This window comes from Paenibacillus sp. FSL M8-0228 (assembly GCF_038007385.1).
Taxonomy (GTDB): domain Bacteria; phylum Bacillota; class Bacilli; order Paenibacillales; family Paenibacillaceae; genus Paenibacillus; species Paenibacillus polymyxa_D.
This window is the reverse complement of record NZ_JBBOXA010000001.1, coordinates 4,159,056-4,185,825: the sequence shown is the minus strand read 5'-3', so window position 1 is coordinate 4,185,825 and position 26,770 is coordinate 4,159,056. Positions and strand designations below refer to the sequence as shown.

General features: G+C 48.5%; 14 protein-coding genes and 1 pseudogene. 9 read left to right on the top strand and 6 right to left on the bottom strand.

Annotation, left to right across the window (positions count from 1 at the left end):
- Positions 1 to 8: 8 nt before the first annotated feature.
- Entirely contained in the window at positions 9 to 761 is a 753-nt protein-coding gene (locus tag MKY98_RS18690; protein ID WP_069012511.1) for an amino acid ABC transporter ATP-binding protein, read from the top strand.
- A 118-nt stretch (positions 762 to 879) separates the two neighbouring features.
- On the opposite strand, the gene MKY98_RS18685 is transcribed toward MKY98_RS18690, so the two are convergent.
- From MKY98_RS18685 to MKY98_RS18675, 3 genes are all read right to left on the bottom strand, one after another.
- Positions 880 to 2,034, bottom strand: coding sequence for an MFS transporter (locus tag MKY98_RS18685; protein WP_069012512.1), 1,155 nt, complete (start codon positions 2,032 to 2,034; stop codon positions 880 to 882).
- Positions 2,035 to 2,296: 262 nt separating this feature from the next.
- Positions 2,297 to 3,577: an AAA family ATPase gene (locus tag MKY98_RS18680; protein WP_029515648.1), complete on the bottom strand. Its 1,281-nt coding sequence runs from the start codon at positions 3,575 to 3,577 to the stop codon at positions 2,297 to 2,299.
- Between the two features lies 1 nt (position 3,578).
- Entirely contained in the window at positions 3,579 to 5,036 is a 1,458-nt protein-coding gene (locus MKY98_RS18675; protein ID WP_029515647.1) for an RtcB family protein, read from the bottom strand.
- Between the two features lie 546 nt (positions 5,037 to 5,582).
- On the opposite strand from MKY98_RS18675, the gene MKY98_RS18670 reads away from it, so the two are divergent.
- The 5 genes and pseudogenes from MKY98_RS18670 (at position 5,583) to lpdD (ending at position 16,430) form a co-directional block, all read left to right on the top strand.
- Entirely contained in the window at positions 5,583 to 5,912 is a 330-nt protein-coding gene (locus MKY98_RS18670; protein ID WP_013311437.1) for an ArsR/SmtB family transcription factor, read from the top strand.
- Positions 5,913 to 5,941: 29 nt separating this feature from the next.
- The gene (locus MKY98_RS18665; RefSeq protein WP_029515646.1) at positions 5,942 to 7,723 is read left to right on the top strand and encodes a SulP family inorganic anion transporter; all 1,782 of its coding nucleotides are present in this window, start codon (positions 5,942 to 5,944) and stop codon (positions 7,721 to 7,723) included.
- A 519-nt stretch (positions 7,724 to 8,242) separates the two neighbouring features.
- A pseudogene (locus MKY98_RS18660) lies at positions 8,243 to 9,867 on the top strand (S8 family serine peptidase).
- A 524-nt stretch (positions 9,868 to 10,391) separates the two neighbouring features.
- Positions 10,392 to 15,905: a S8 family serine peptidase gene (locus tag MKY98_RS18655; RefSeq protein WP_069012513.1), complete on the top strand. Its 5,514-nt coding sequence runs from the start codon at positions 10,392 to 10,394 to the stop codon at positions 15,903 to 15,905.
- 177 nt (positions 15,906 to 16,082) lie between these two features.
- Positions 16,083 to 16,430: a prenylated flavin chaperone LpdD gene (gene lpdD, locus MKY98_RS18650; protein WP_029515644.1), complete on the top strand. Its 348-nt coding sequence runs from the start codon at positions 16,083 to 16,085 to the stop codon at positions 16,428 to 16,430.
- Between the two features lie 11 nt (positions 16,431 to 16,441).
- On the opposite strand, the gene MKY98_RS18645 is transcribed toward lpdD, so the two are convergent.
- Complete coding sequence (locus tag MKY98_RS18645; RefSeq protein ID WP_029515643.1) at positions 16,442 to 17,029, bottom strand: hypothetical protein; 588 nt, start codon at positions 17,027 to 17,029, stop codon at positions 16,442 to 16,444.
- 223 nt (positions 17,030 to 17,252) lie between these two features.
- Between MKY98_RS18645 and MKY98_RS18640 the strand changes: the two genes are divergently transcribed.
- Together MKY98_RS18640 and MKY98_RS18635 are read left to right on the top strand one after the other, a co-directional pair.
- Positions 17,253 to 17,624, top strand: coding sequence for a DUF4190 domain-containing protein (locus tag MKY98_RS18640; protein WP_029515642.1), 372 nt, complete (start codon positions 17,253 to 17,255; stop codon positions 17,622 to 17,624).
- Positions 17,625 to 17,717: 93 nt separating this feature from the next.
- Complete coding sequence (locus MKY98_RS18635) at positions 17,718 to 17,921, top strand: hypothetical protein (protein ID WP_049816899.1); 204 nt, start codon at positions 17,718 to 17,720, stop codon at positions 17,919 to 17,921.
- Between the two features lie 190 nt (positions 17,922 to 18,111).
- Here the strand turns inward: MKY98_RS18635 and MKY98_RS18630 are convergent, their stop codons facing one another.
- Together MKY98_RS18630 and fabV are read right to left on the bottom strand one after the other, a co-directional pair.
- Positions 18,112 to 18,264, bottom strand: a complete 153-nt coding sequence (locus MKY98_RS18630; RefSeq protein WP_013311427.1) for a DUF1540 domain-containing protein — start codon at positions 18,262 to 18,264, stop codon at positions 18,112 to 18,114.
- A 295-nt stretch (positions 18,265 to 18,559) separates the two neighbouring features.
- Positions 18,560 to 19,747 (bottom strand): enoyl-ACP reductase FabV, encoded by a 1,188-nt coding sequence (gene fabV, locus MKY98_RS18625; protein WP_069012514.1) that lies wholly within the window; start codon positions 19,745 to 19,747, stop codon positions 18,560 to 18,562.
- Positions 19,748 to 19,936: 189 nt separating this feature from the next.
- Between fabV and MKY98_RS18620 the strand changes: the two genes are divergently transcribed.
- Positions 19,937 to 26,695: a WIAG-tail domain gene (locus MKY98_RS18620; RefSeq protein WP_208332643.1), complete on the top strand. Its 6,759-nt coding sequence runs from the start codon at positions 19,937 to 19,939 to the stop codon at positions 26,693 to 26,695.
- The last annotated feature ends 75 nt before the right edge of the window (positions 26,696 to 26,770 follow it).

Sequence of the window (26,770 nt, the reverse complement as noted above, 5' to 3'; positions counted from 1 at the left end):
TTGTACCGGTGATCCAAATTCGGAATATACACAAATCGTTCGGCTCGCTGGAAGTGCTTAAGGGTGTTGACGTAACGTTGGGTAAGGGGAAGGTGCTTGTTATCATCGGTCCTTCCGGTTCTGGTAAAACAACGTTTTTACGCTGCTTAAATTTGCTGGAGATTCCTGACCAAGGAGAGATTCAAGTAGGGGATATTGCACTGAATTTTGCGAAAGGAACGAAGCTCCGGCAAGAAAATATTTTGGCGCTGCGCAAGCGGACAGGGATGGTGTTTCAATCCTACAACCTTTTCCCACATATGACAGCAGCACAAAATGTGATGGAGGGACAAGTCACGGTTCAGAAAAAGAGCAAGGACGAGGCGCGCAAACGTGCATTGGAATTGCTTAAAAAAGTGGGGTTGGCTGATAAAGCCGAATCCTATCCGCATCAGTTATCAGGAGGACAGCAGCAACGGGTCGGTATTGCCCGGGCAATGGCGGTCGAACCTGAGGTGCTTTTGTTCGACGAGCCGACCTCCGCGCTCGATCCTGAGTTGGTAGGCGAGGTGCTCAAGGTCATGAAGAAACTGGCTGCTGAAGGAATGACGATGGTCATTGTCACCCATGAAATGAAATTTGCAGCCGAGGTCGCGGACCATGTGATTTTGATGGATCAGGGCATAATCGTTGAGCAGGGTACGCCGCATGAGGTTCTGGAGCAGCCCACCAGTCCACGGGCTATTCAGTTTTTGAATCGTCTGAGCGGGGAAGTGGAATAAAGGGAACTACAGTATTTATTAAAATAAGCGTTTAGACTGAATAAAAGGCAGCTACAGCCGGGCATTGAAAAATAAGCCTCGCACCCGTAGCTGCCTTTTGCTCATCAGTTGTCTTCTTTTATTTCATTTTTAATGTAAGCAAAAAAGTAATCAACAGAATACAACAGCCTGCTATAAATGGAGCGAACAGATTTGCATCCAATAAAAAACCCGCTAGAGTAGGGCCTAAAATATTCCCAACACTCATATAGGCATTATTCATACCAGCTACATATCCTTGCTCATTCCCGGCCATCTTCGATAATTGTGTATTAAGAGCTGGACGAAGCATAGCTGTGGCAAAGAAAATAAGGGAAGTGACAAGGAAGATACTCCAGAAATCTTTGGCTAAGAGAAATAAAATATAAGCAACAGAGGTGAAAAGAAGCGATCCTTTGATCACTCTTTGTTCACCAAACTTATTGATTATTTTAGCAACAACTAATGCTTGCATACCGACTCCGATCACAGCACCTGCGGTCAGAATGACAGCAATATTTTGCGGCGAGAATTGGAAGCGGTTCGTTACATATAAACCAAGAACAGATTCAAAATTAGCGAGTCCAAAGGTCATCACCAGGACAAGTACAAAGAGCATTGTATATTTTGACTTCAATGATCTCGCGTATTGTTTATAAATAGATTCCTTCTGAATCATTCTTGCCCGTGCTGCTTTCATTTGCTCTTTCGATAAACTTTCAGGCAAACAAAACACTGAAAAAATAACAGCAGCTATAGCAGCACCTGTCGCTGTGTAAAGCGGCACTCTCGTTCCATATCCTGCAAGAAGACCACCCAATCCAGGTCCAATAACAAATCCGAATGACATGGCTGCGGCGAGCAGGCTGTTCCCTTTGGCGCGTTCTTCGGTTGTTGTAATATCCGCTACATATGCCATCATGGGTGGAACAATCAAGGCTGCTGCCATTCCTTCCAGAAGTCTTGAGGTATACAGCATCCATAATTCATCTCCGATAGCAAAGATAAATTTAGCTACAGCAAAAACAATGACACCTACGAGGATAAAAACTTTTCTCCCATATCGATCAGACAGCTGTCCAGTCAGGGGAGAGAGCAGGAACTGCGTTATGCCATAGGCTGCTACCAATAAACCGATTGCCCGCCCACTGGCTCCAAACTCAATGATCAGTTCCGGCAGGATGGGGGTAATTAAACCCACGCCCACCATAACAATGAAGATATTAATCATTAGAATCCCAAGTATTCTTTTCATGCAAAAAACCTCCTTATCCATTGGTTTCTGGATAGGAGGCAGACATACGAACAAGAAGATACACTGCTCCCGTCAAAGAAGCAATGCTCTTATCGTTAATACCCAAAAGCCTACACTAATCCTATCCAGAAAATTCGTAAGATTACGATTTTTTTCTTTGGTGGAATAGGATTAGTAGATCATTGGCTTAAGGTCACCCTTTCGATACTTTATTGTTTATCAACGTAACATAAATTTCTTGATAAGGCAATGAAAGGATAAATCAGAAGAACCCGACTCGTCCTTCGGCCACATTTTTTAGCCAGTCCTGCTTACGGCTCTTATCGAGCTCGCCTCGCATACCTTTGATAATCAGTTCAATATCGGCTTTTCCCTGCTCATGCCACTCCAGAGCCGTGCTGACATAAAGTTCTCCGAGCTGTGCCAGCGAAAACCCGTCAGTCATGGCTGCCGCCTTCTGTGTACCCGTTTCTCCTGCAAAAACAAGGAAGTTACGCAACTTGAGATATGCCAGTCGCAGCGCTTCGTCAGGCAAACTGATTTCATAAGCCCGGTCGAAACGCCCTGCCCGGTTCATCAGACCCGGGTCGATTTTTTCGGGATAATTGGTCGTTCCGATCAGGAAGATGCCCTCCTTGGATGTAGCACCGTCGAGGGTATTCAGGAAAAAAGAACGCACCTCCTGAGGCATGGAATCAATGTCCTCAATGACCAGCACCATCGGAGCCAGGCGAGTAGCCGCCTCGAACACCTCTTTGACCGATTCACTGGTTGTATACTCCGTAATTTGCCAGTAGGCTGCCGGACCCGGTACACTGCTGGCAATTGATTTTACAAGTGTTGTTTTACCATTGCCCGGATGGCCGTATAGCAGAATGCCGCGCTTGTAAGGAATGTTATAAGTCTGATAGAAGGTACGATCCGCTTCAAAAAACTGATCAAGTGATCGGAAAATATCCCGTTTGATTTCCGCTTTCAAAATCACGTCATCTCGCGTAATTGCGCGGGTTATCGGCTCTGCCTGCCGAGAAAGTCCACGGCTTGTGTCGGTAAACACGGTGACACGCTTCATATTCTGCTTACGTTCACGACCGCGTACTCCCGCGAGGAAGCCTTGCAGCTCCTGGTCGCCTATCGCAAATACGTAATCTTCATTGTACACGCCATTATCACGGAAAAAGGGAACTCGCGCCAGCGCGATGCCCCACTTGGGATAGGCGAATACATTATTACGCATCGACAGATGCACGCCGTATTCAGGAGTCGGCCCGTCATCGTCATACTGGATGGTGCGTTCCTCCAAACGATCGAAGACCCGTGCCACATGCTCCAGGTCGGGACTGCCTGAACGAATATCCTCCTCCAGCAGATCCCAATACTCAATATTGGGATCATCGCTGGCATACAGCACGTATTTTACGCCATAGCGGTTATAGAGTGCTTCACTGATACCGTCGATCAGACGGGCATAAGCGGCATAACCGGTAATGCGTCCATCTGTACGTTCATCAAATTCATAAATAGCTGGGATGTCTATACTCAAATTATTTGGCTCCTTTCAGGGCAGCTAGCGGCTTGCATTTGGCTACAACTGCTGCGAGTCCTGCCCCGGTGACACTTTCGATAATATCATCTACATTTTTGTAGGCTTGCGGAGATTCGTCGATAATGCTTTCCAGTGATGCCTGATTGACCACAATTTCGTCGTCTGTCCCTACACCCAGGGCCCCTGCAAAATCGTCCACACTGACGAGTCGTTTGGTCGCAGAACGCGAACGAATACGGCCTGCTCCATGGCAAATGGAGTGGAAGTTATCCTGACCGCCCGGTAAGCCTACCATAATATAAGAGGCTGTTCCCATAGAGCCGGGAATCAGGGCCGGATGCCCTGTCGCCTGATAAGGCCGCGGATTGTCGGGGTGTCCTGCTGGAAGAGCACGCGTAGCACCTTTACGATGCACAAACACACTACCGTGATCCGGATGGGATTCCTCCCAAGCATAATTGTGCATTAGATCGTACAAAGTACGCAACTCGCACTTTGTACCAAAGACATCGCGAAAGGCTTCACGCACGGAGTATGCGATGAGATGTCGGTTCACCACGGCATAATTCAGCGCCGAATACATCATATCGACATAATGTGCAGCTTCGGGATGGTCCAGCGGTGCGAATACCAGTCTCGGGTCAGAGGTACCGAGTCCGAGACGGCTCATCGTCTTGGCAATGGCAGATGAACTAGCCTGGCTGACTGCTCCACCCCAAGCCCGCGATCCAGAATGAATCATCACAGCCACCTGACCGTCGAACATCCCCCAAGCTTCAGCTGTTTCACGGTTTTCCTCCGCGATTTCAATCGCCTGAATTTCGACGAAATGATTGCCTCCACCCAGTGTGCCGAGCTGTCGGTGAGCCCGGTGCCATGTACGGTCTTCGACAAGATTCAGCACCTCCTCGTCAAAGGAGAACTTACTGTGCTCTACATGGGTGAGTGAGGTGGATTTCTTAGGAGTGTAGCTGTCCGGAATATATTTGTTGGGTAAGCCGTGTAGACCCTTGCGTACAATATGCTCCAGTCGGATATCCGAATAATGCCCGCGTTGGTGGGCTTCCATGGGCAAATATTTGTCGATGGTTTTGACCAGCTTACGGCGCAGCTTGGTTTCCTTCAAAGCATCCTTGTGCAGATTGGTCAGGTGTACGCGCATGCCGCAGCCAATATCACTGCCGACGATGGAGGGAGATACGTAACCATCCTCCATTCCCCATACAGCAGTCGTACCGATGCAGGTTCCGACGCCTACATGTACATCTGGTGTGTATCCCATATAGCGGATACCTGGAATTTGTAAATTGTTATTAGCCATCTCGAACACTTTGTAATCCAGTGAGGAGAAAAGTTGCTGAGAAGCATAGACGGTTAGATCACCTGCCGGAAGCTTCATCAGATGGCTGTATGGTCCTTCATGCAAGGACGAGTCGGTTGTATGTTGTATATTCATATAAATGGGTAGTTCCCTTCTTCAAGTAAATTCATAAATACTTGCATAAAAAGATTTAAAAAACAAAAAAAGCCGCAGACTTGTCGTCTACGGCTTCTTGCACCGAAAGTGTTATTACATTTTATGATCAACACATCATAAATACGTAAAATAACTTGTTCTTCCAATAGCATAAAAAAATAAAAAAGCCTGGCTAATCACGCCGTCAGACAGCGTGATATCACCCATCATGTCGCCCGAACGGGGCCGATGAGACGAAAACTCAAATATGTGGTTGTATCATGCTGCCTGTCTGTCGTTATCATGTAAAGCACGGTCATGTCTGTCGGCCCCCTTTTCTTAAAGTTAATTGCTATGTTAATGGAAACCTGTGGAAGCTGTCAACCCCTGAAAGGTAGAAGTGTGGAAAAATGTGACTTTACTCATGGTGAAGTGTGAGTAACATCATAGTTCAATTGGCCCGAAGCTGTTATTGTACTAAATATTCAAATATTCAGATATTGTTGATCGTTTATAGGACAATTCTGTGAGGGGGACGGAGCAGGCATGGAAGGAGATCTCCAGAAATTTAAGGCCGACTTTTTCAAAGCATTGGCTCACCCTCTGCGCATCCGCATTTTGGAGGTGCTGAGTGAAGGGGAACGGAATGTGAACGAGCTGCAGACTGCGCTCGGTTCTGAAGGTTCTGCCGTATCGCAGCAATTGGCCGTTTTACGAGCCAAAAATTTGGTGAACAGCTTCAAGGAAGGTACATCGGTTGTGTATTCACTACGTGATCCGCTTTTGACGGAGCTGCTTGCAGTGGCGCGACGGATTTTTGACAATCATTTGGTCGAAGCTATCTCGTTGCTGGAAGGTATACGTAACGAGAAGTAATGCTATTACAGAAAAGAAGGGTTACAGGAATGAAGTGGATAGGAAGGTTCGAAGGCTATAACGCAGGGGCTTTGCGAAAGGATCTCATTTCCGGAAGTATTGTAGCGATTGTGGCGATTCCACTCGGTATGGCGTTTGCCATTGCATCAGGAGTAAAGCCGGAATATGGGCTGTATACGACCATTGTTGCGGGAATTTTGGTTTCGCTGCTGGGAGGATCCAAATTCCAGATCGGAGGACCTACAGGCGCGTTTATTCCGATTTTGCTAGCTATTGTCATGCAATACGGTTATGAGAACTTACTCATAGCCGGTTTTATGGCGGGCATTATGCTCATTTTAATGGGTGTACTCAGGCTGGGGGCATTGATCAAGTTTATTCCCAAGCCAGTAACGATTGGCTTTACGGCCGGAATTGCCGTGACGATATTCAGTGGTCAGATTGCTAACTTTCTCGGCTTGCGCGGGGTAGAGAGGCATGAAACTTTTCTGCCTTCCATGGCAGAGCTCATCCATCGACTTCCTTCACTGAATGTGTATAGTATCCTGACGGCTTGTATCTGTCTTGCCGCGCTTATTTTGGTGCCTAAAAAATGGCCCAAGATACCCGGATCACTGGTTGGTCTACTCTTGTCAACGCTGGTGGCAGCTTTACTTTTTCCAGGGCAGGTGGCTACGATTGGCTCTGCGTATGGCGCAATTCCAGCATCTTTGCCTGAGCTACATATTCCTGCGGTGACGTGGGATTTGATCGTGAAACTCTTGCCGCCAGCACTTGTTATTGCAATGCTGGGAGCTATTGAATCTCTGCTTTCAGCGGTGGTAGCTGACGGTATGACGGGAGCCCGGCATAGCAGCAATCGTGAACTGGTTGGACAAGGGATTGCTAATTTGCTGACACCGCTGTTCGGCGGTATTCCTGCGACAGGTGCAATTGCCCGCACCGCCACAAATATCCGTAATGGTGCTGTTTCTCCTATGTCAGGCATCGTACATGGGTTCGTGGTGCTCCTCATTCTGGTGCTTTTTGCACCTTATGCATCTAACATTCCGTTGGCCAGTATGGCTCCGGTGCTGATGGTAGTAGCGTGGAATATGAGTGAGCGCAAGCATTTTGCGCACATTCTCAAAACGCGGACAGCGGATTCTATTGTGCTGGTTGTCACCTTTTTGTTGACGGTTTTTACGACGCTGACAACGGCTGTGGAGGTAGGCCTGATTCTAGCGGTTGTATTGTTTGTTAAACGTATGAGCAGTACACTTTCAGTAGACAAGGTACTTCCTGATCCTTCTGTAAAACATGAAAAAGTAGGCGCGCATATGGTTACAGATCAGCATGATTGTCCACAAGTGGCTATTTACAATGTGGAAGGCCCTCTATTTTTCGGTGCAGCCTCGGTATTGGAAAACTCAGGTGTGGGAGGCCGGACGGATCACCTACAAGGGATTTTGTTGTTACGTATGGGAAAGGTTCCTTTTATGGATATGACGGGAGAAGGTAACTTTACTGCATTAATTCAGAAATACCGGAAGTCTGGCGGGACAGTGCTTGTTTCCGGACTCCAGCCTCAACCGCTGGCATTACTACAGAAAACTGGATGCTACGACATGATTGGACAAAAGCATTTTTTTGAACACACAGGAGAGGCCCTTACGGCTGCTCTTGCACTGGTGAATCAGGATCATTGCTGTGGATGCAGGCAAATGGCTTTCCGAGAATGTACGAGTCTGTGCCGCAGACCGCAGCCAACCAAATCATCCTTTCCAGATGGAGCCGTCTCGGTTCCCATACCTGTAAATAGCGGCAGATAACACTCTTTTAAGTTTCTTGCTGAATGTCGAAAAATCTCTTCTGATCTCCGAAACCAAGTGCACAATGAAGACTTGCATTTGCTTCGAAAATGGAAGAGATTTTTCTTTTCTTCAAGGAAAAAAGGAATAAAATTCAAAAAAATGCTTGAATATCTGATTTTATGACACTATACTAGATTCAAAAGATACCATATGTTTCATTCTTTTGTTTTAAATTGTATTTTAATACTTGCACATTAACCTCCTCGATTACTTCTAAATTTCTTATCCTACCTTTCTCTTCATTTTTTTCACTTATCATTTTCAAACTTGTCCACCTGTTTCTACCCGATGCTCGTTTTTTACGGTCTGCACCAAGGGTTGTTCACCTCAGAATGATGATCTATGGATTTCACCCCGGCGGAATCTATATTTTTTAAAGGAGGTGAGTACCAGAGGCTATTTTGTGAGCTTTTGACGTAGCTGTCCGGAAGGTTGTCCTTGAGAATTAAAAAACCAAGTAAAGGGAAATGGAAAGTATTGATTAAGTCGAAAAATATCAAAAAGACGCTGTCGGTCAGTTTTACCGCTCTTCTTGCCTTTTCTCTAATTTCCCCGGTATATGGGGATTCCAGCACAACCACCTCAGAGGAGGATCAACCATTTCCGCCAAGGTTTCAGCCAAACTGAACCAACAATTCAGTGCCAGTGAGTATGTCACCTATCTGGTTAAATTGAAGGATCAGGTGGATACGGAGTCCGTTGCCAAGCATGCTTTCCAAAAGGCCTCTGCAGAGCAGATTTCACCCGCTGCTGCTAAGCTTTCTGTACGTACAACAGTTGTGAACTCTCTCATGGATACAGCAGAAAAAACGCAACAATCCGTGGAAGAATACTTAAAGAAAGAAGTTAATAACGGAAGCGTCAAAAAGTACAAGAGTTACTTTATCGTGAACGCTTTTGCGGTCACCAGCACCAAAGAGGTCATGGATAATCTGGCCACACTTCCTGAGATCGACAAAATTTTACCGGATGAAAAGCGGGAACTGCAAAAGGTAGAAATAGATAAGGATGCCCAGCCTGTGGTTGAGGAATCTACAGCTGACCAAGTGGTTGCAGATCAGGCCGCTGTAGATACGGCTGTGACGGAAGAGAATGCGCAAAAATCGGTGGAAGAATCCGTATATAAGGATGCGGTAACGCCAAGCCGTGTCGAGTGGAATATCTCTAAAATCAAAGCACCACAGGTTTGGGCCAAAGGCATTGACGGCAAAGGCATTGTTGTCGCCAATCTGGATACAGGCGTTGAATATACTCACCCGGCGTTGAAAAGAAAATGGCGTGGTCTGAATGCTTCCGGTCAGGTCGTGAATCCAGAACTGAGCTGGTATGATGCGGTTGATGGAGCATCGCTGCCAACTGATTCAAATGGACATGGTACACATACGATGGGTACAAGCGTTGGCTCGGACAGCAACGGTACGAATGAAATCGGTGTTGCTCCTGGCGCCAAATGGATTGCGGTTCGAGTATTCAATCCAGATACCACCGACTCCATCTTACTGGACGGTGGACAATGGATTCTTGCTCCTGTAGATAAAAACGGTAAAAAGCACCCTGAGCTTGCACCGGATGTGGTGAATAACTCTTGGGGCGGTGGACCTGGCCTGGATGAATGGTATCGTCCAGTCACCAAGGCGTGGAGAGCGGCTCAGATTTTCCCTGAGTTCTCCGCAGGCAACACAACACTGTCCAATCCGGGCGGACCTGGGTCTGTAGCCAATCCGGCAAATCTGCCGGAGGCTTATGCGACAGGAGCCACGGACGTTAACAACAAGCTAGCCAGCTTCTCGCTGCGCGGTCCTTCTCCTTATGGCGAAGTGAAGCCTGAAATTTCGGCTCCTGGTGTAAACATCCGTTCTTCTGTACCGGGCGGAGTGTATGAGGGGGGATGGAACGGTACCTCCATGGCAGGCCCGCATACTGCCGGATTAGCAGCATTACTGCTTCAGGCCAAACCATCTTTGACCGTGGACCAACTGGAGGATGTTATTTCAAAAACAGCAACTCCGCTGACAGACAGCCAGTATCGGACTTCACCGAACAATGGTTACGGATATGGTCTGATCGACGCGCTTGCTGCGGTGAACTCCGTACTTAAGTAAAAATAATCAGACAGGATTAAGAAAGTCTTCCGAAAATCCCTTTGAGCGGCTCGTACAGAGATTGCATACACCTGCTAACCGTGTAATGCACTAATTACGTAGCCGCTAAAAAGGGGTTTTCGTACATAAAAGAATATAAAAGTCATAGAATTTCAAGAAAAATGCAAAAAAATGACTTGTATATCTGTTTTGATAACTTTATACTATTCCATAATATATGATTATATATCAATTTTTAATATAAACTGTAATGATATAACATGTTTTTCTTCGAAGTTCTCCTGCTTTTTCTCCTTGGTTTCTACTGAATTTCATCGCTCTTCTATTGGGATTGTAAACTCGCCTATGAAGTACTGCCATCTATGAACAGCCAAATATTTTTGTGCCTCTATATTCTATGAAGGAGGTGGTCGCCAACCACATCATGTTGCGCAACCCGTGTGTTTGATGTGCAAGGCATGAGGTCTTACTCTGTACAGGTTATTTCAGAAACATTAAACCTAGTAAAAGGAGTGGAAAAGTAATTGATTAAACCTAAACGATTCAAGAAACCACTGTCTATCGGACTATCTTTACTAATGGCCTTTTCCTTTGTTCAACCTGCTTTGGCGAATAACACACCGGATGGCTCCAAGCTGGAGCTGAAATCAGCCTCTCACAAGGTCACGACCGCGAAGGTATCTCCGAAACTGACCAAACAGTTTGAGGAGAATAACTATGTTACCTATCTGGTCAAATTAAAAGAACAGGTAGACACCAACAAGGTTTCCAAAAATGCTCTCCAAAAGGCCTCACTTGAGAAAATAACACCCTCCGCTGCCAAAATGGCTGCACGCAGCCATGTGATCAGCTCTCTGCGTGAAACCGCTTCAAGAACCCAATATGGGCTTGAAAATTACTTGGACAAGCAATCAGAGAGCGGCGGAGTGAAGGAATATAAAAGCTATTTTATTGTCAATGCATTGGCTGTAACAAGCACCAAGGAGGTGCTGGATCATATTTCGAAACTACCTGAGGTCGATAAAGTCTTACCGAATGAAACGCGTTATCTGCAAAAGGTGACAGTTGACAAGCAAGCAGAGGGAGCAAATGCCAAAACGGCTGAAACAGCTGCAACAGCGACAGCAGCAACGGCGAAGTCTGCATCGGTAGAGAAAGCTGTAGAGCTGGAGAAGGACGATGGCAAAACATCGGCTAAGCCTGGCAATGCAGGTAAGAACGCTGTAGACCCATCTACGGTGGAATGGAACATATCCCATATTAACGCACCACAAGTTTGGGAAAAAGGAATCGACGGAACCGGAATCGTGGTCGCCAATCTGGATACAGGTGTAGATTATACACATCCGGCCCTTCATCGCAAATGGCGGGGTCTGGACGCGGCAGGCAATGTCGTGAATCCCGAGCTGAGCTGGTACGATCCGCATAGTCATTCGACGCTTCCGGTCGATCAGGAAGCCGATTCCCATGGTACGCACACGATGGGAACGATGGTCGGCTCTGAGGAAAACGGAACGAACCGAGTGGGCGTTGCACCTGGCGCGAAGTGGATTGCGGTTCGGATTTTTAATCCGGAAACGACGGATGCAATTATACTGGATGGCGGTCAATGGCTGCTTGCGCCAAAAGATGCCCAAGGGAATCTTCATCCCGAGCTTGCTCCAGACGTAGTGAACAACTCGTGGGGGGGCGGACCGGGTCTTGATGAATGGTTCCGGCCTGTGGTTCAGGCATGGCGGGATGCTCAAATTTTCCCCGAATTCTCTGCAGGTAACACCTCTCTTTCCAATCCGGGCGGACCTGCCTCAGTAGCCAATCCGGCGAACTATCCGGAATCCTTCGCTACTGGAGCCACGGATAGCAATGATAATCTGGCCAGCTTCTCATTGTTAGGACCCTCACCCTATGGTGAAGTGAAGCCCGAAGTTTCCGCGCCGGGTGTTAATATCCGGTCATCTGTTGCTGGTGGCGCCTATAAAGGCGGATATAACGGTACTTCTATGGCGGGACCTCATGTTGCGGCCCTTGCAGCGCTGTTGCTGCAAGCGAATCATTCGCTTACCGTAGATCAACTTGAGGAAATTTTGATGAATACGGCTACACCACGAACGGACAGCACATATCCTACTTCACCAAACAATGGCTACGGACATGGTGTCATTAATGCGCTGGATGCGGTCGGTTCGGTCATGCAGGGTCTGGGCTCCGTGTCTGGTAAAGTTGTAACGGGTGGCGACGATCTGGAAGCACCTGTTCTCGAGCATACACCGCCCGCTGCGGCATTCGAGGGTATTGATATACCTCTGACTGCTCATGTAACGGATGATGTCGGCGTGACAGCCGTTGAGGCATTTGCCAAAACAGCGGGTACGTCAAATTATGTATATATTCCGTTGGAACGGACCTCCGGCGACAGCAAAGATGGTACATATCAAGCATCCATCCCGACTTTTTTGGTGGATAGCGCTGGTCTGGAATACTATATTCGTGTAAATGATTACGGTAATAACGGATTTGAAACTGAAGTATATAAGGTGAAAATCTCTAAAGGGGTAAAACCAGGCTACACACAAGACTTTGAAAAAGACATTGCCGGTATTAATATCGGTGGACAGGGCAGTGTTTGGAAATGGGGAACTCCAACAAGCGGCCCTAAAAGCGCACATTCGGGTACAAAGGTCATCGCGACCAATCTCGAAGGCCAATATCAGACCAACTCCAACAGTTATTTTATGGCCCCTCCGATTGATCTGACCGAGAGCTCAAAAGGGGCACTGGTTAGCTTCAAGCATTGGTACGATCTTGAAAACAATTCTGATTTCGGCAAAGTGTACGTAGCAACCACAAACAATCAGAATGCGTTTGAGCAGGTATTATCATTTACCGGCGCCAGCAACGGCTGGAAAACACAATATCTTGATTTGCGGGCATTCGCGGGTCAAAAGGTATACCTCCTGTTCAACTTTACTAGTGACAATACGGTTGTGAAAGATGGCTGGTATATTGACGATCTGTCGATTCAGGAGCCAGACACCGTTGCACCTGCTGCGCCGAGCAATTTGACTGCTGAAGCAGATACTGTAGGCAACGTCACACTGGCCTGGAATGCTTCCTCCGATGAAGATGTGAAGCAGTATAAGGTGTATCGTTCTACCCAATCAGGCAAAAATTATACTTCCATCGGTACAACCTCAGCACTGACACTCACAGATACCATCACGGTCGGTGGAGCGACCTATCATTATGCAGTGGCGGCTGAGGATTATAGTGGTAATGAAGGAATCAAGTCGAATGAGGCTTCTCTGAGAGTAGACGTGCCGGATACGCTGTATAGCGATCATTTTGACGGCAGCTCGGATAATGGCTGGACTCATTCTGGTACTAAGGATGAGTGGGAACGCGGCATTCCCAAGGAAGTAGGACCAGAGAGCGCAGCGTCCAGACCCAATGTGTGGGCAACCGATCTGGATAGCAATTATGAGAACGGAGCTGAATTTTCGCTGGTTTCACCAAAAATTAATTTGCAAGCTGTACGCAACGCAACACTGACCTTCAATCACTGGTTTGAAATTGAGGCTGGCTATGATTACGGTTATGTGGAAGTGTCCAAAAACAATGGTGACACGTGGAGCGAGCTGGGCAAATTCTCTCACAATACGAACGGGAAAAAGTGGGCTCCAGTTTATTACAATCTGGATAGCTACGCCGGCAATGAAATCCAAATTCGCTTCCGTTTGAAATCGGATAACAGTGTGAACAAGAACGGCTGGTATATTGACGATTTCCGTGTGCTTGGCATTCCAGCTACGACAGTGACTAAGGACATCGTACCTGAGTCGAATATCAAGCTGGAAAAAGCGGAAGAACAGTTCCCGCTGTACAAAATTACAAGTACTGAAAAGAGTGAATTCCAGGAGAAAGTGAAGCCGGCAGAAACAACGGTGGAACGTGGACGTGTCGGTCTCGACAGTCTTCCAGCCAGCGCTACGGTTACGGTATTGGAAACCGGACGTTCGGTAAAAACGGATCCGACCACGGGCAAATACAGCTTCACCCATGTAGCCGGCGACTATACGCTGAAGGCTGAAGCCTACGGTTACGTTCCTCAAACGAAAGCAGTCACGATTGAGAATAACAAAGTCATCAGAGCAAACTTTAGTCTTCAGGCCATACCTCACGGTACGATTCACGGGGTCATTACCGACAAGCAATCCGGTGAACCGATCCAAAAAGCGAAAGTGTTGGTGGTGGAGGATGCACGCATTGCTCCGGTCGAAACGAATGAGGCTGGAGAATTTACGCTGGACGTGCTGGAAGGAACATACACGTTGTCCATTGCAGCCGAAAATTATTATAGCGACAGTGTATCCGTTACTGCTCCTCCGAACGGTAGTGTGGAAGCGAATGTCATGTTGAAACCTTTTATCGGGTTCCAAGGAGGCATTGCTTACGATGACGGGACAGGAGAAAATGCTAGAGCCTTTAACGCGGCAGGCAATTCATGGGCAGTCAGAATGACACCTGAGTCGGAAGTGACTCAAGTGACAGGAGCATCGCTTTTGTTCTGGAACTCTGCCTTCCCGAATCCGGGAGGAACGGCATTCCAATATTCTGTCTATGACGCCTCCGGTGCCGCAGGAGCACCTGGACGATTGTTGGCTGGTCCATTCGACGGGACTGCCGTACGGGATGAGACACAATGGACGACGGTACAGCTCCCAGAGCCGGTGACGGTTCAAGGTGACTTCTACATCGTATATACACAGTCTGCTGTAGGCACACAGTCGCCGGGTCTTGCTACAGATGAAAGCAGTCCCAATGCGCTTCGAAGTTGGCAAGGTGTAAGCGGCACATGGAGCCAATCACCTGAGGAGGAGGGTAACTACATGATCCGGGCTATCGTCAGATATCCGGTGAATGCTCCAACGATTACGACTCCTACGAAGGCTACCTATACGCAGGAAGAGACGATTACCGTAACAGGAACTTCTCCGGCAGAAGGAGCCGATATTCAGCTCTTTAACGGTAAGGAGCTGGCTGGCACAACGAAGGTGAAGGATCGCCAGTTCAGTTTGTCGGTTGATCTTCAACCAGGTGCTAATCCGCTAAGTGTCCAAGCAGCGGTATACGGCAAAATAACGGATCGTTCCGAACCGGTGGTCGTGACACTTGACCAGACTAAACCGGGTCTGATCCTGACTTCGCCAGATGAAGGAGCCCGTACGAATGCGGGTGTCGTGAGCGTCACCGGTACGGTGTATGACGAATTCCTCACCGATTTGACGATTAACGGCGAGCCAGCCGAATTTGGAAGTGACGGCACCTTTAACAAGCGATTGCTTATCAACGAAGGTGAAAATCAAATTACGGTGACGGCCAAGGATCTTGCCGAAAACGAAACAACCGTTACGCGCTCGGTGTATGTCGATACAGCTCTGCCGAAGCTTGAAAACATTAACCCTGCTGAGGATGTGCGTATTACTCCAGGGCAGTCAGTACGGGTATCTTTTGACAGTGCATCCGGTTTGGAGGCGTCCTTCCATGTGGAGCTGCCTTTCAACCTGTCCACTTTGGGCCGCAACGATATTCCATTAAATGAGACTTCGTCAGGCCACTATGAAGGTACTTATTTCACTTCATCTTCTCTGAACCTGGAAGGCGGAGTCATCGTGATCCGGGTAAGGGATGCAGCGGGAAATGAAGTGGAGACGGAGGCGCCGGGAAGATTGTATGTAACCAATGGTGGGGGACAGAACCCTGATCCGAATCCACCTACATCCAATGAGAAGCCAGTAGCCATTATTCAGGCTAATGAATCCGCTAAGAAGAACAAAAATGTACAATTTAACGCCAAAGCTTCCCGTGATGTAGACGGTGAGATCGTCAGTTACAGCTGGAATTTTGGGGATGGTGATACGGCGGTCGGTTCCAAGGTGAAGCATAAATTCACCACAGCTGGAACGTATACCGTGGAGCTAACGGTGACGGATAATGACGGCGCAAGCGGTAAGACTGTGCATACGATCACGATCCGTTAACACCCAGTAGGAAATGGAATGCTTGTTTTAGAATAACAATGAAGGCCCACAGCAAGCTACGGTTTATAGGCTGCTGTGGGCCATTTTTAATTGTCGAACCGTTCAGGAAGCGATACAATGAGTAGAACTCTATAAAGTGAATCGTTTCACAATAATATTTTAGCAGGAGAGGATCATATGATTCATTTGCAAAAAGAAAGCGGACGTATCCGTCTTGTACTGGATGCCTATTTTATGGGGGAAGATATCGTTGTACTCATTTCTGGCGGTGATCAGCCCCATTTGGGAACGATTACAGCAGGGGCCAGACTCGAGCCGATTCAAACTGTGCAATTGCAAAATCACAAGGAGTTTTATATTACCGAAGAAATTGCAGTTCGCTTACGAAAAGAGTTTGCGGGCAATTTTGCCATTTGCTGCGGGACACATTTGGACCATGCATCCAAGGACGAAATCCGAGTGCTGACAGATATGGCCATACAACTGGGAAAAGAGCTCATTGGAGAACTCAAGCAAGCACGCTAGTAGCAACCTTTTTAAGTGAACTCTCGAAAGAGCAGATTGCGATAGGGGTATTTACTAAAGGAATACTTAAAAAGCAATGCAAAGCCATCGTCCTCAATTTGTACGGATTTCAGCGCAGAGGATGGAATCAAACTACGGATCATGACATGAACTGCACGCTGGTCTTGTCTGTTGATCGCTTTGGCTAAGGCAGAAGCAAAACATGGATTACGTGCCAATTCGCGATACAGCGGAAAAACGGCTTTTGCGATGGCGCGATGAACTCTCGGCTCAAATGTAAACTGCACAGTCCCCGGTGGAATCGTTGTTCCATTCGTATAATAGAGCATCGGTGGCTGAGCTAAAAAGGAAATAAAGTAGCCGATGCCGTTCGTGCCTAAGCCTTGTTTGGCGGCAAATGGAGCTACTGAGCAGAGAAGGGATTTCATCCGATCCAAATTCGCCTGAACGACAGCTCGTGACCATTGGACGGCAAAAGCACGTCGGGTTGCAATAGCTTTGTAAAATGGCAGCATAGCAGTGGATATTATCCTAAGTGTGTTTGCATTTAAACGTTTGTGAGGCGAGCGCTTTCTGTGGGATGTTGCACGATATAGCATAGCTCCGACCTCCTTGGCAGGATGCTCTCATGGAGCACAATTGATCTGTAACAGGTAAAATACTGTATGCCCAGTTACCTCAAAAAGTGCTAATATCGCTATGTTTCTTCTTTTTAACGTTCTAATTTAAAAATTCGAAATAAGTACTGTCCTGATTTGTAAGATTGTGGTACCCTAGAACTTATATAATTGCTATTTTTCGTATTGGAGTTGAATTTAACAGATGAGTGATTTGTACAAGGAGCCTCGATCTTCCGATCCTTTTCAGGAGACGAACGATTATAACGCCCCATTTAACCCGCCCCCAGTAGTTCCACCTACCAATAGTAAAGCTGTTGCCTCGATGGTGCTCGGGATTTTATCTGTTGTCATTCCCTATCTTGGGTTGATTATCGGAATTGTGGGTATTATTTTGTCCAGTCTTTCCCTGAAGGAAATTAATCGTCATGGCGAGCAAGGCAGAGGTATGGCCATTGCTGGACTGGTATGTAGTATTATCGGTACACTGATTTATACACTGATCATCATTTTTATAGTTATTGTTTTTATTGTAGCGGCCTCCAGTGGCGATCCGGATATTTTTTCAGACATTTAATGAATTGAAGAATGCTTGAGTCAGACAAACCATTCACGATTTGACTATTGGATGCTATGATAAAAGGAGTCCAATGAAGGAGAGTGAAGCCGTATGGCACGTACTCAAACACAAAAAGCGCTAAGCAAGGCAAAACGCGCTGGAATCTATTGCGCGGCACAGAGCCGCAAAACAAATGACCATTATGGCGAGATTTCACAGCACATACGAATGAAGCCGACCAAGCAGGAACAATTACAAAAGGTCAAGCACAAGAAGCGAATCGTTCAGAGCGACGCTTCTTTTTTTTGTCTTTAGAGAGAACAGCAGTGTCCTTTTCAGCGTGGATTTATAAAGTAGCAGAGAAATGATTGTATACAAGCGAAAAGCGCCTTTCTGTACCGAAAAAGGACTTGATAATAATTATCATTCTTGTTAGAATATCATAAGAAAGAAGGAACCCGGGCATGGGCTCCTTCATTATAAAGCTAGGCTTGAAATCAAAGATTTACTTGGCTTCGAAGGTTTTGCAGTCTGTTTCTTCGGATTTGTGAGTGTCTTCAGGTCTGTTGCTTACGATGTAAATGGAGCTAGCGCTGCATTTATTCTCTTGGGCCCAGTACGTACAAGAGTTGACTTCACACAGAACGTCTTTTGCCATGTTGTACACCTCCTTATATGGGTGTGATGGGCTGAGCAAATAGTATCACGGTCAGTCAAGGTAGGACTTGTCCAACTGTGCTTACCCTCTTGTTAGGAAGAGGGATTTTGCTATGCCTACCTGTACAATATCAAATGAAATTTAAAATTGCAATGTTAGCATCATTTGCAGTTCAAAGCGGACATAAGTGTCCCTTTTAATTAAAAACAAAAGCTGTCCTCCATGCAGAACGAAATGTTTCTCTGCTGGAGAACAGCTTTTTTTGTTTTTTGACATAATGACGATATTAAAAGACTTAGCGCACGTTAGGAATATTTACGATGGGATCAATGTCAGCATCATAGTCTACATCCTCGAACTCAAAGCCAAACAGTTGGAAAAATTCGCGACGATATCCTTCAAGATCGGACAATTCGTAGATATTGTTGGTCGTCAGCGCCTCCCATATTTTTGCAACTTCTGCCTGCACGTCTTCACGTAGTTCCCAATCATCAATACGAATACGTCCTTCTTCATCTACAGGAGTTTCTGGTGCGTACAGACGCTCAGCAAACAGGCGGTAGCTCTGTTCTACGCACCCTTCATGCAGCCCTTTTTCCTTCATTACCTTATATAAAGCAGAAATATACAGAGGAACGACAGGGATAGCGGAGCTAGATTGGGTAACGAGTCCTTTGGTGACTGCGACGAAGGCGCGTCCGCCTGTAACTTTCAGCTGATCGTTCAGCTGATGTGCTGTCTCCTCCAGATGATCCTTTGCACTTCCGATACTGCCTTCTCTGTAGATGGCTTGCGTAATATCCGAACCAATATACGAAAAGGAGAAGGTCGTTGCAGTATCAGCCAATACACCGCCTTCACGCAAGGCGTCAATCCACAATTTCCAGTCCTCACCACCCATAACCTCTACAGTTGCTTGTACTTCTTCTTCTGTTGCGGGTTCGAGCGTCACGCTGCTGACTTCCCCGGTGTGGAAGTTAACGGTCTTGTTTGTGTAAGGCTTACCAATAGGTTTGAGTACGGAATTAAACGTTTCGCCTGTGTGGGGATTTGTACGGCGACCTGAAGCGACACTGTAAACCACCAGATCGACTTGTCCCAGTTCTTCGCGAATGGCTTCCACCGTTTTGGTCTTGACCTCATCCGAGAAGGCATCGCCTGTCACGCTTAAGGATTTAAGCCCAGCTTCCTGAGCAGCTTTTTCAAATGCAGCAGAATTGTACCAGCCTGCCGATGCTGTACGTGTTGCCGTAGCATTGCTAGGACGATACACGCCAATTGTATTGGCACGCGCACCGAAGGCGGCAGTAATGCGAGAAGCCAATCCATATCCGGCAGATGCCCCGATTACAAGTACATTACGGGGGCCTTGGATAGCAGGACGGGCCTGTACATAGTCAATTTGCTCCTGAACATGTTGGGCACAGCCCACCGGATGAGCAGTGGTGCAGATAAAGCCACGTGTTCTTGGTTTGATAATCATGTTATTGTAATTCCTCTCTTCTTGTAGCGATCTTCACCCTTACTATTTTAACTTTTAACTATTTTTTTTCAAACGTGGATTTTAGTAAGTATCCTTTTTACCCAAAAGTGAATCTCTGTACAGGGTGGCAAGTGCCTAAGGGTCTGCATATGATGCTGTAACGATAAACATGAGAAGGGAGAGAGCTGCTTGAAGAACAAGAGCCGAAAAACCAACAGAAACAAAAAGCCGCTCTATCGTGTAATTGACCCGGATATGAATGAGTTAAGTATGATACAACGCTCAAAACCACTGCCTGCGGAGAGGGAGACAGAAGCAAGACTTCATCAAGTTGCTTCTCCGCCTCCCCCAACTACAGAGGAGTCGGAGCTAAAGACAGTTGTCGAGCCTGAAGTCGAGGCTCTGCACGAGAAAGAAATTGAGGTTGCAGATGTAGAGGAGACTCCAGCTTTGATGGAAGAACCCCGACTGCCAGAGCTAGAGCCAGAGCCAGAGATAGAGCTAGAGCCGGAACCAGAACCAGAACCTGATCCAATTGATGTGGAAGAAATTTTGAACAATAAGAAGGCTCCGCATGTAAACAATGCTTTCATCTATACAGACGATTTGAGTGATTTCGCTGTGACAGGTGAAAAGATCGCTCCCGCTTCCATAGATTCCAGCAAGCTGAAACAAGAGAGTATCCAAACGGAATTTCTAGCAGATTATGCTGTTCATACAATTAAAATAGCTGACGGTGCTGTGACTGCTTCGAAGATTGCTCCCGACTCCATTACGGTCGAGCATCTGTCAGACGCATCAGTGGCAGGCAGTAAATTGCAGGATCGCTCTATTAGTGGTGAAAAACTTCGTGATGGCAGCATCACTCCAGAAAAGCTGGCGGATAAAATTATCAGCGGCGATCATATTGCCAATGGCTCGATTGAAAGCCGTCATTTCAAGCAATGGATCGTGTCTTCAGATATGCTTCAAGATCAGTCGGTCACCTCCGATAAAATTCGCAGCGGTACGATTCAATCGAACAATTTGGCGAATGAAGCTGTTGATAGCTCCAAGCTGGGCGATCAGTCTGTGACCACCTCCAAATTGCGGGATGGGGCTGTGGATGGAACTAAAATCCAGGCAGGCAGCATTGAGAGCGCGCACCTGACCGAGCATGCCGTTCATGCAAGGCATTTGGCCCCCGGTTCGATTAATCGCAAGCAGCTATCCGACGGAATTGTGGGCAGGGAACAATTGGAGGAAGGTGTTGTCAGCGGGCGTCATCTGGAGTCTGAGGCAGTCACCAGTACGCACATTCAGGCAGGAGCGATTGAAAGAAAGCATCTCAGTCCTGGCTCCATCGGGGAAGAGCAGCTTGGAACGGGCCAAGTAACAGCCCGGCATATCGCGGATCGGAGTATTCAATCCAATAAACTGGCAGATCAGTCTGTAGGCTCATTACAGATTGTTGATCAATCCGTCACTTCATCCAAAATATCGGATCAGAGCATTCTCCCACACAAAATTGCCGATGAGGCAGTACTTACCAGACATATTGCAACAGCAGCCATACAAGGACCTCAGATTTCTCCAGAGGCAGTTTCTTCCGTGCATCTTCAATCCGAAATTATTCGGAAAGATCATATTGCACCAGAGGCGGTTACGGAGCAACATTTGCATTCCGGGGCTGTGACAAGCGAGAAAATAGGGAAGGGTGCAGTTCTGGATCACCATGTGGCGAATCAGGCTGTCAAGGAAAATCACATTGCTTCGAGCGCGATTAAGTCTGACAAAATCGCTGACGAGGCGGTTGTAGAAACTAAAATTGGTAAAGGGGCGGTAACCGGAAATAAAATTGCGTCGCAAGTCATTACCCACGTACACATTGCAACGGGAGTAATCCGTGAAAACCACCTTGCCGACAACAGTGTGGGCGGAAAGGCGTTACAGGCTCAATCGGTGGATTCAACCCATTTGGCCCAGAGCTCTGTACAGAGCAAGCATCTTGGGGAAGACAGTGTCGGAACCGCGGCGTTGCAAGAACAGTCCGTTACCGCAGACATACTAGGCGAAGGCGCTGTTCATACCGCGCATTTGGCCAGTGGTGCGGTATACTCCCACCATTTACAGGATCATGCCGTTACTTCGTTGAAACTATCGCCGGAAAGTGTGGCTACGGATAAAATTAATGATTTGGCGATTACTGCGCCTAAGCTAGCTGAGGGCAGTGTCACTTCCTCCAAGCTGTCTGCTCGTTCGGTGCAGCCATGGCATATTACGGATAAAGCAGTACTGAGCAACCATCTGGCTGTTGAAGCAGTGGAGGCGAATCATCTGGCGCCGGAATCCGTCACCTCCAACCATTTGCAGTCTGCTTCGGTCCAAACCAAACATCTCGCCCCAGATAGTGTGTCCGGCCATGCCCTTCAGTCGGAAAGCGTCACTTCCGAGAAGTTAGCGGCTCGGGCTGTGCAGGCTTCCAACCTGGCGGAAAACAGCGTGGGACCCGGGCATTTGGCTGCACAGGCCGTACAAACCAGGCATTTGGCCGCAGGATCAGTAGAGGACACGATATTAGCCCAGAATGCTGTGAAGTCTGAGCATCTTGCAGCAGAATCCATCCAATCCGAGCATTTGCAAAGCGGGATCATTCAGGGCGAGCATATTGCATTGCAGGCTATAGCGACTCAAGCCATACAGGATGAAGCGGTTACCTCTGCCAAACTATCAGAGGAAAGTGTAACCTCTACCAAGTTGTCAGCCCATGCAGTGCAGTCCGGGCATATTATGGATGAAGCTGTACAAAGCAACCATTTGGCCGTGGCGGTTGTGGACTCGACCCATCTGGCATCTGGAGCGGTCACCTCGGTGCACCTACAGGCCTCCTCGGTGCTAACGAGACATTTGGCTCCGGATAGTGTGTCCGGTCGTGCACTTCAAGCGGAAAGTGTAACCTCGGAAAAGCTGGCAGCCCGCTCGGTACAAGGAATGAACCTTGCAGAAGGCAGTATCGGCCCTTCACATCTATCTGTGCAGTCCGTACACACGCGGCATTTGGCAGCTGGAGCGGTACAGGATAGAGTGCTGGCAGAGGGAGCGGTGAAGTCCGTGCACATTGCCCCGGAATCGATCCAACCACACCATCTGCATACTGAAATCATTCAGGGCGAGCATATTGCATCCCAGGCCATTTCGACCGATGCTTTACAAGATGAGTCTGTGACATCTGACAAACTAGCAGATGAGGGCGTGACTGCCGCCAAGCTGTCGGCCCACTCCGTACAGTCGTGGCACATTACAGACGAAGCTGTGCAAGGAAATCATTTGGCAGCAGAATCCATCCAGTCGAACCATCTGGCACCGGAAAGTGTCACTTCAGCCCACTTGCAGTCTTCGTCAGTGCTCACGAGCCATCTGGCCCCGGATAGTGTGTCCGGCCGTGCGCTACAAGCGGAAAGCGTCACCTCGGAAAAGCTGGCAGCCCACTCGGTGCAAGGAACGAATCTTGCGGAAGACAGCGTCGGCCCGTCACATTTGTCTGCACAGTCGGTACACGCCCGGCATTTGGCAACTGGCGCAGTACAGGATACAACGCTGGCAAAGGGAGCAGTGAAGTCGGTACACATTACCGCGGGGTCAATCCAGCCACATCACCTGCACACAGGAAGCATTCAGGGCGAGCATATCGCATCCCAGGCCATATCGACCGATGCTTTGCAGGATGCGTCTGTTACCTCCGATAAATTGGTGGATGAGGGTGTGACTTCCGCCAAGCTGGCGGTCAACTCGGTACAGCCGTGGCACATTACAGACGAAGCAGTGCAAGGAAATCATTTGGCAGCAGAATCCATCCAGTCAAGCCATCTGGCTTCCGAATCCGTTACCTCTCGCCATTTGCAGGCTTCCTCAGTGCTTACGAGTCATCTGGCGCCAGATAGTGTATCCGGTCGTGCACTACAGGCGGAAAGCGTCACCTCAGAAAAGCTGGCAGCGCGCTCGGTACAAGGGACGAATCTTGCGGAAGGCAGCATCGGACCGTCACATCTGTCTGCACATTCCGTACACAGCCGGCATCTGGTAGCCGGAGCGGTACAGGATAGAGCGTTGGCAGAGGGAGCAGTGAAATCCGTGCATATCGCTCCAGAATCAATCCAATCACACCATTTGCACCCTGGAACCATTCAGGGCGAGCATCTGGCATCTCAGTCGATATCGACTGATGTTTTACAGGATGAGTCTGTGACATCTGATAAATTGGCCGATGAGGGTGTGACTGCCACTAAGTTGTCGGCTCACTCGGTACAGCCGTGGCACATTACAGATGAAGCAGTGCAAGCTAATCATTTGGCAGAAGAGGCCGTTCAATCGAGTCATCTGGCGCCGGAATCTGTCACCTCAGCCCACTTACAGTCTTCGGTGATACTTGCGAGTCATTTGGCGCCGGATAGTGTATCCGGTCTTGCGCTACAAGCGGAAAGCGTCACTTCGGAAAAGCTGGCAGCACGCTCGGTACAAGGGACGAATCTTGCGGAAGACAGCGTCGGTCCTTCGCATTTATCTGCACAGTCGGTACACACTCAGCATTTGGCAGTCGGCGCTGTGCAGGATACAGCGCTAGCTGAGGGGGCAGTGAAGTCAGTACACATTGCCCCGGAATCCATCCAGCCGCATCACCTGCACCCTGGAACTATTCAGAGCGAGCATCTGGCATCCCTGTCGATATCGACCGATGTATTACAGGATGAGTCCGTTACGTCTGATAAATTAGCGAATGAGGGTGTGACTGCTGCCAAACTGTCGGCTCACTCGGTACAACCGTGGCACATTGCAGACGAAGCAGTGCAAGCCAATCATTTGGCAGAAGAGACCATCCAGTCGAGCCATCTGTCACCGGAATCTGTCACTTCTGCCCACTTGCAGTCTTCGGCGGTACTTGCGAGCCATCTGGCCCCGGATAGTGTGTCTAGCCGTGCGTTACAAGCAGAAAGCGTCACCTCGGAAAAGCTGGCGGCACGCTCGGTGCAAGCGACGAATCTCGCGGAAGGAAGCGTCGGCCCTTCACAATTGTCTGAGCATGCCGTACACCCCCGGCATTTGGCACCTGGTGCAGTACAGGACAGAGCGCTGGCAGAAGGGGCAGTGAAATCCGTGCATATCGCACCGGAGTCCGTCCAGTCGCATCATCTGCAAATGGGAACCATTCAGGGTGTGCATATCGCCTCACAAGCAATACCGACCGATGCTTTGCAGAATGAGTCCGTTACGTCCGACAAACTGGCGGATGAGGGCGTGACTGCCGCCAAGCTGTCTGCTCACTCAGTCCAGCCATGGCACATTACAGACGAAGCGGTGCAAGCCAATCATTTGGCAGAAGAGGCCGTCCAGTCGAGCCATCTGGCTCCTGAATCCGTCACCTCTGATCATTTGCAGGCTTCCTCGGTATTTGCGAGACATCTGGCCCAGGACAGTGTGTCAGGTCGTGCGCTTCAAGCAGAAAGCATCACCTCGGAAAAACTGGCGGCACGCTCGGTGCACGCGACGAATCTCGCGGAAGGAAGTGTTGGTCCTTCACAGCTGTCTGAGCATGCCGTACACCCTCGGCATTTGGCACCCGGTGTTGTACAGGACAGAGCGCTGGCAGAGGGGGCGGTGAAGTCCGTGCATATCGCACCGGAGTCTATTCAACCGCACCATCTGCACCTTGGAACTATTCAAGGTGTGCATATCGCCTCACAAGCAATATCGACCGATGCTTTGCAGAATGAGTCCGTTACGTCCGACAAACTGGCGGATGACGGCGTAACTGCCGCTAAAATATCTCCTCATTCGGTCCAGCCGTGGCACATTACAGACGAAGCGGTGCAAGCCAATCATTTGGCAGAAGAGGCCGTCCAGTCGAGCCACCTGGCTCCTGAATCCGTCACCTCTGATCATTTGCAGGCTTCGGCAGTGATGACTCGGCATATTGCGCCGGGGAGTATATCGGTTCACGCGCTCCAGGCAGGCAGCGTAAACGCTGAGAAGCTTGCACTTCGGGCGGTGCGTGCTTCGAATTTGGCAGAAGCCAGCATAAACTCCGTGCATTTAACGGAGCATGCCGTACACGCTCAGCATTTGGCCGAGGGGGCGATCCAAGGGTCCGCACTGGCAGAAGGCGTGGTGCAGTCCAGGCATATCGCGCTGGATTCAGTCCAGTCGGAGCATCTGCAAGCAGGGGCTATTCAACCACAGCATGTAGGCTGGCAGGCGGTGGTTGAGGATGCTATACAAGAAGGAGCGGTAACATCCAGCAAGCTGGCAGATGGAACGGTACAGTCCCGTCATGTGGCTGAGGAGGCTATTGAGAGCCACCACATTGGAGAGGAAGTTATTGATTCGCATCACCTAAAACCGGGTTCAGTGACACGGGCTCAGCTGTCCACAGATATTCATCTCTCGGGACTTTTGCCAGAGGAAGGTATCAGTGGCGACAGACTTCAGGCAAACAGTATATCTCGAAACCATCTGCAAGCTCAGGCCGTCGACAGCGAGGTGCTGAGCCCGGGAGCTGTGGGAGCAGAGCATCTGCAGGCCGCTGCGGTACAAAGCCATCATGTGGCAGAGCAGAGCATTGAAGGCCATCATCTGGTGGAAGGCACTGTAGGCTCACGTGAGTTGGAGCTGAACGCAGTGAAGCCGGAGCATTTGAGCATCACTCCGGTTCGTACGTGTGCGAATCAGCCCGCATTGCAGCAGTTCGGCAGAGCGCCGTTTCTTTTGAAAGGCAGTGAAGGAGAGACGGAAGTGACCATTGTATTCGGGGAGCCTTTTGTAAACCCGGACTACACATTAGTAGCGATGACGAACCACCCTCTCTTTCATGCGACGCTGAAATCTCAGACGCCGAATGGAGCAGTGATCGTCGTAACCAAGTGGAACGAAACCGCGCATAACTACGGTATTATTTCCTGGATCGCCATTGGCTAGTGAAGACGGTTATTGTAAAACTCATAGCGTGCAGACTCATGTATTTTCTAAGTACAGAGCTGCACGCTTTTTCAT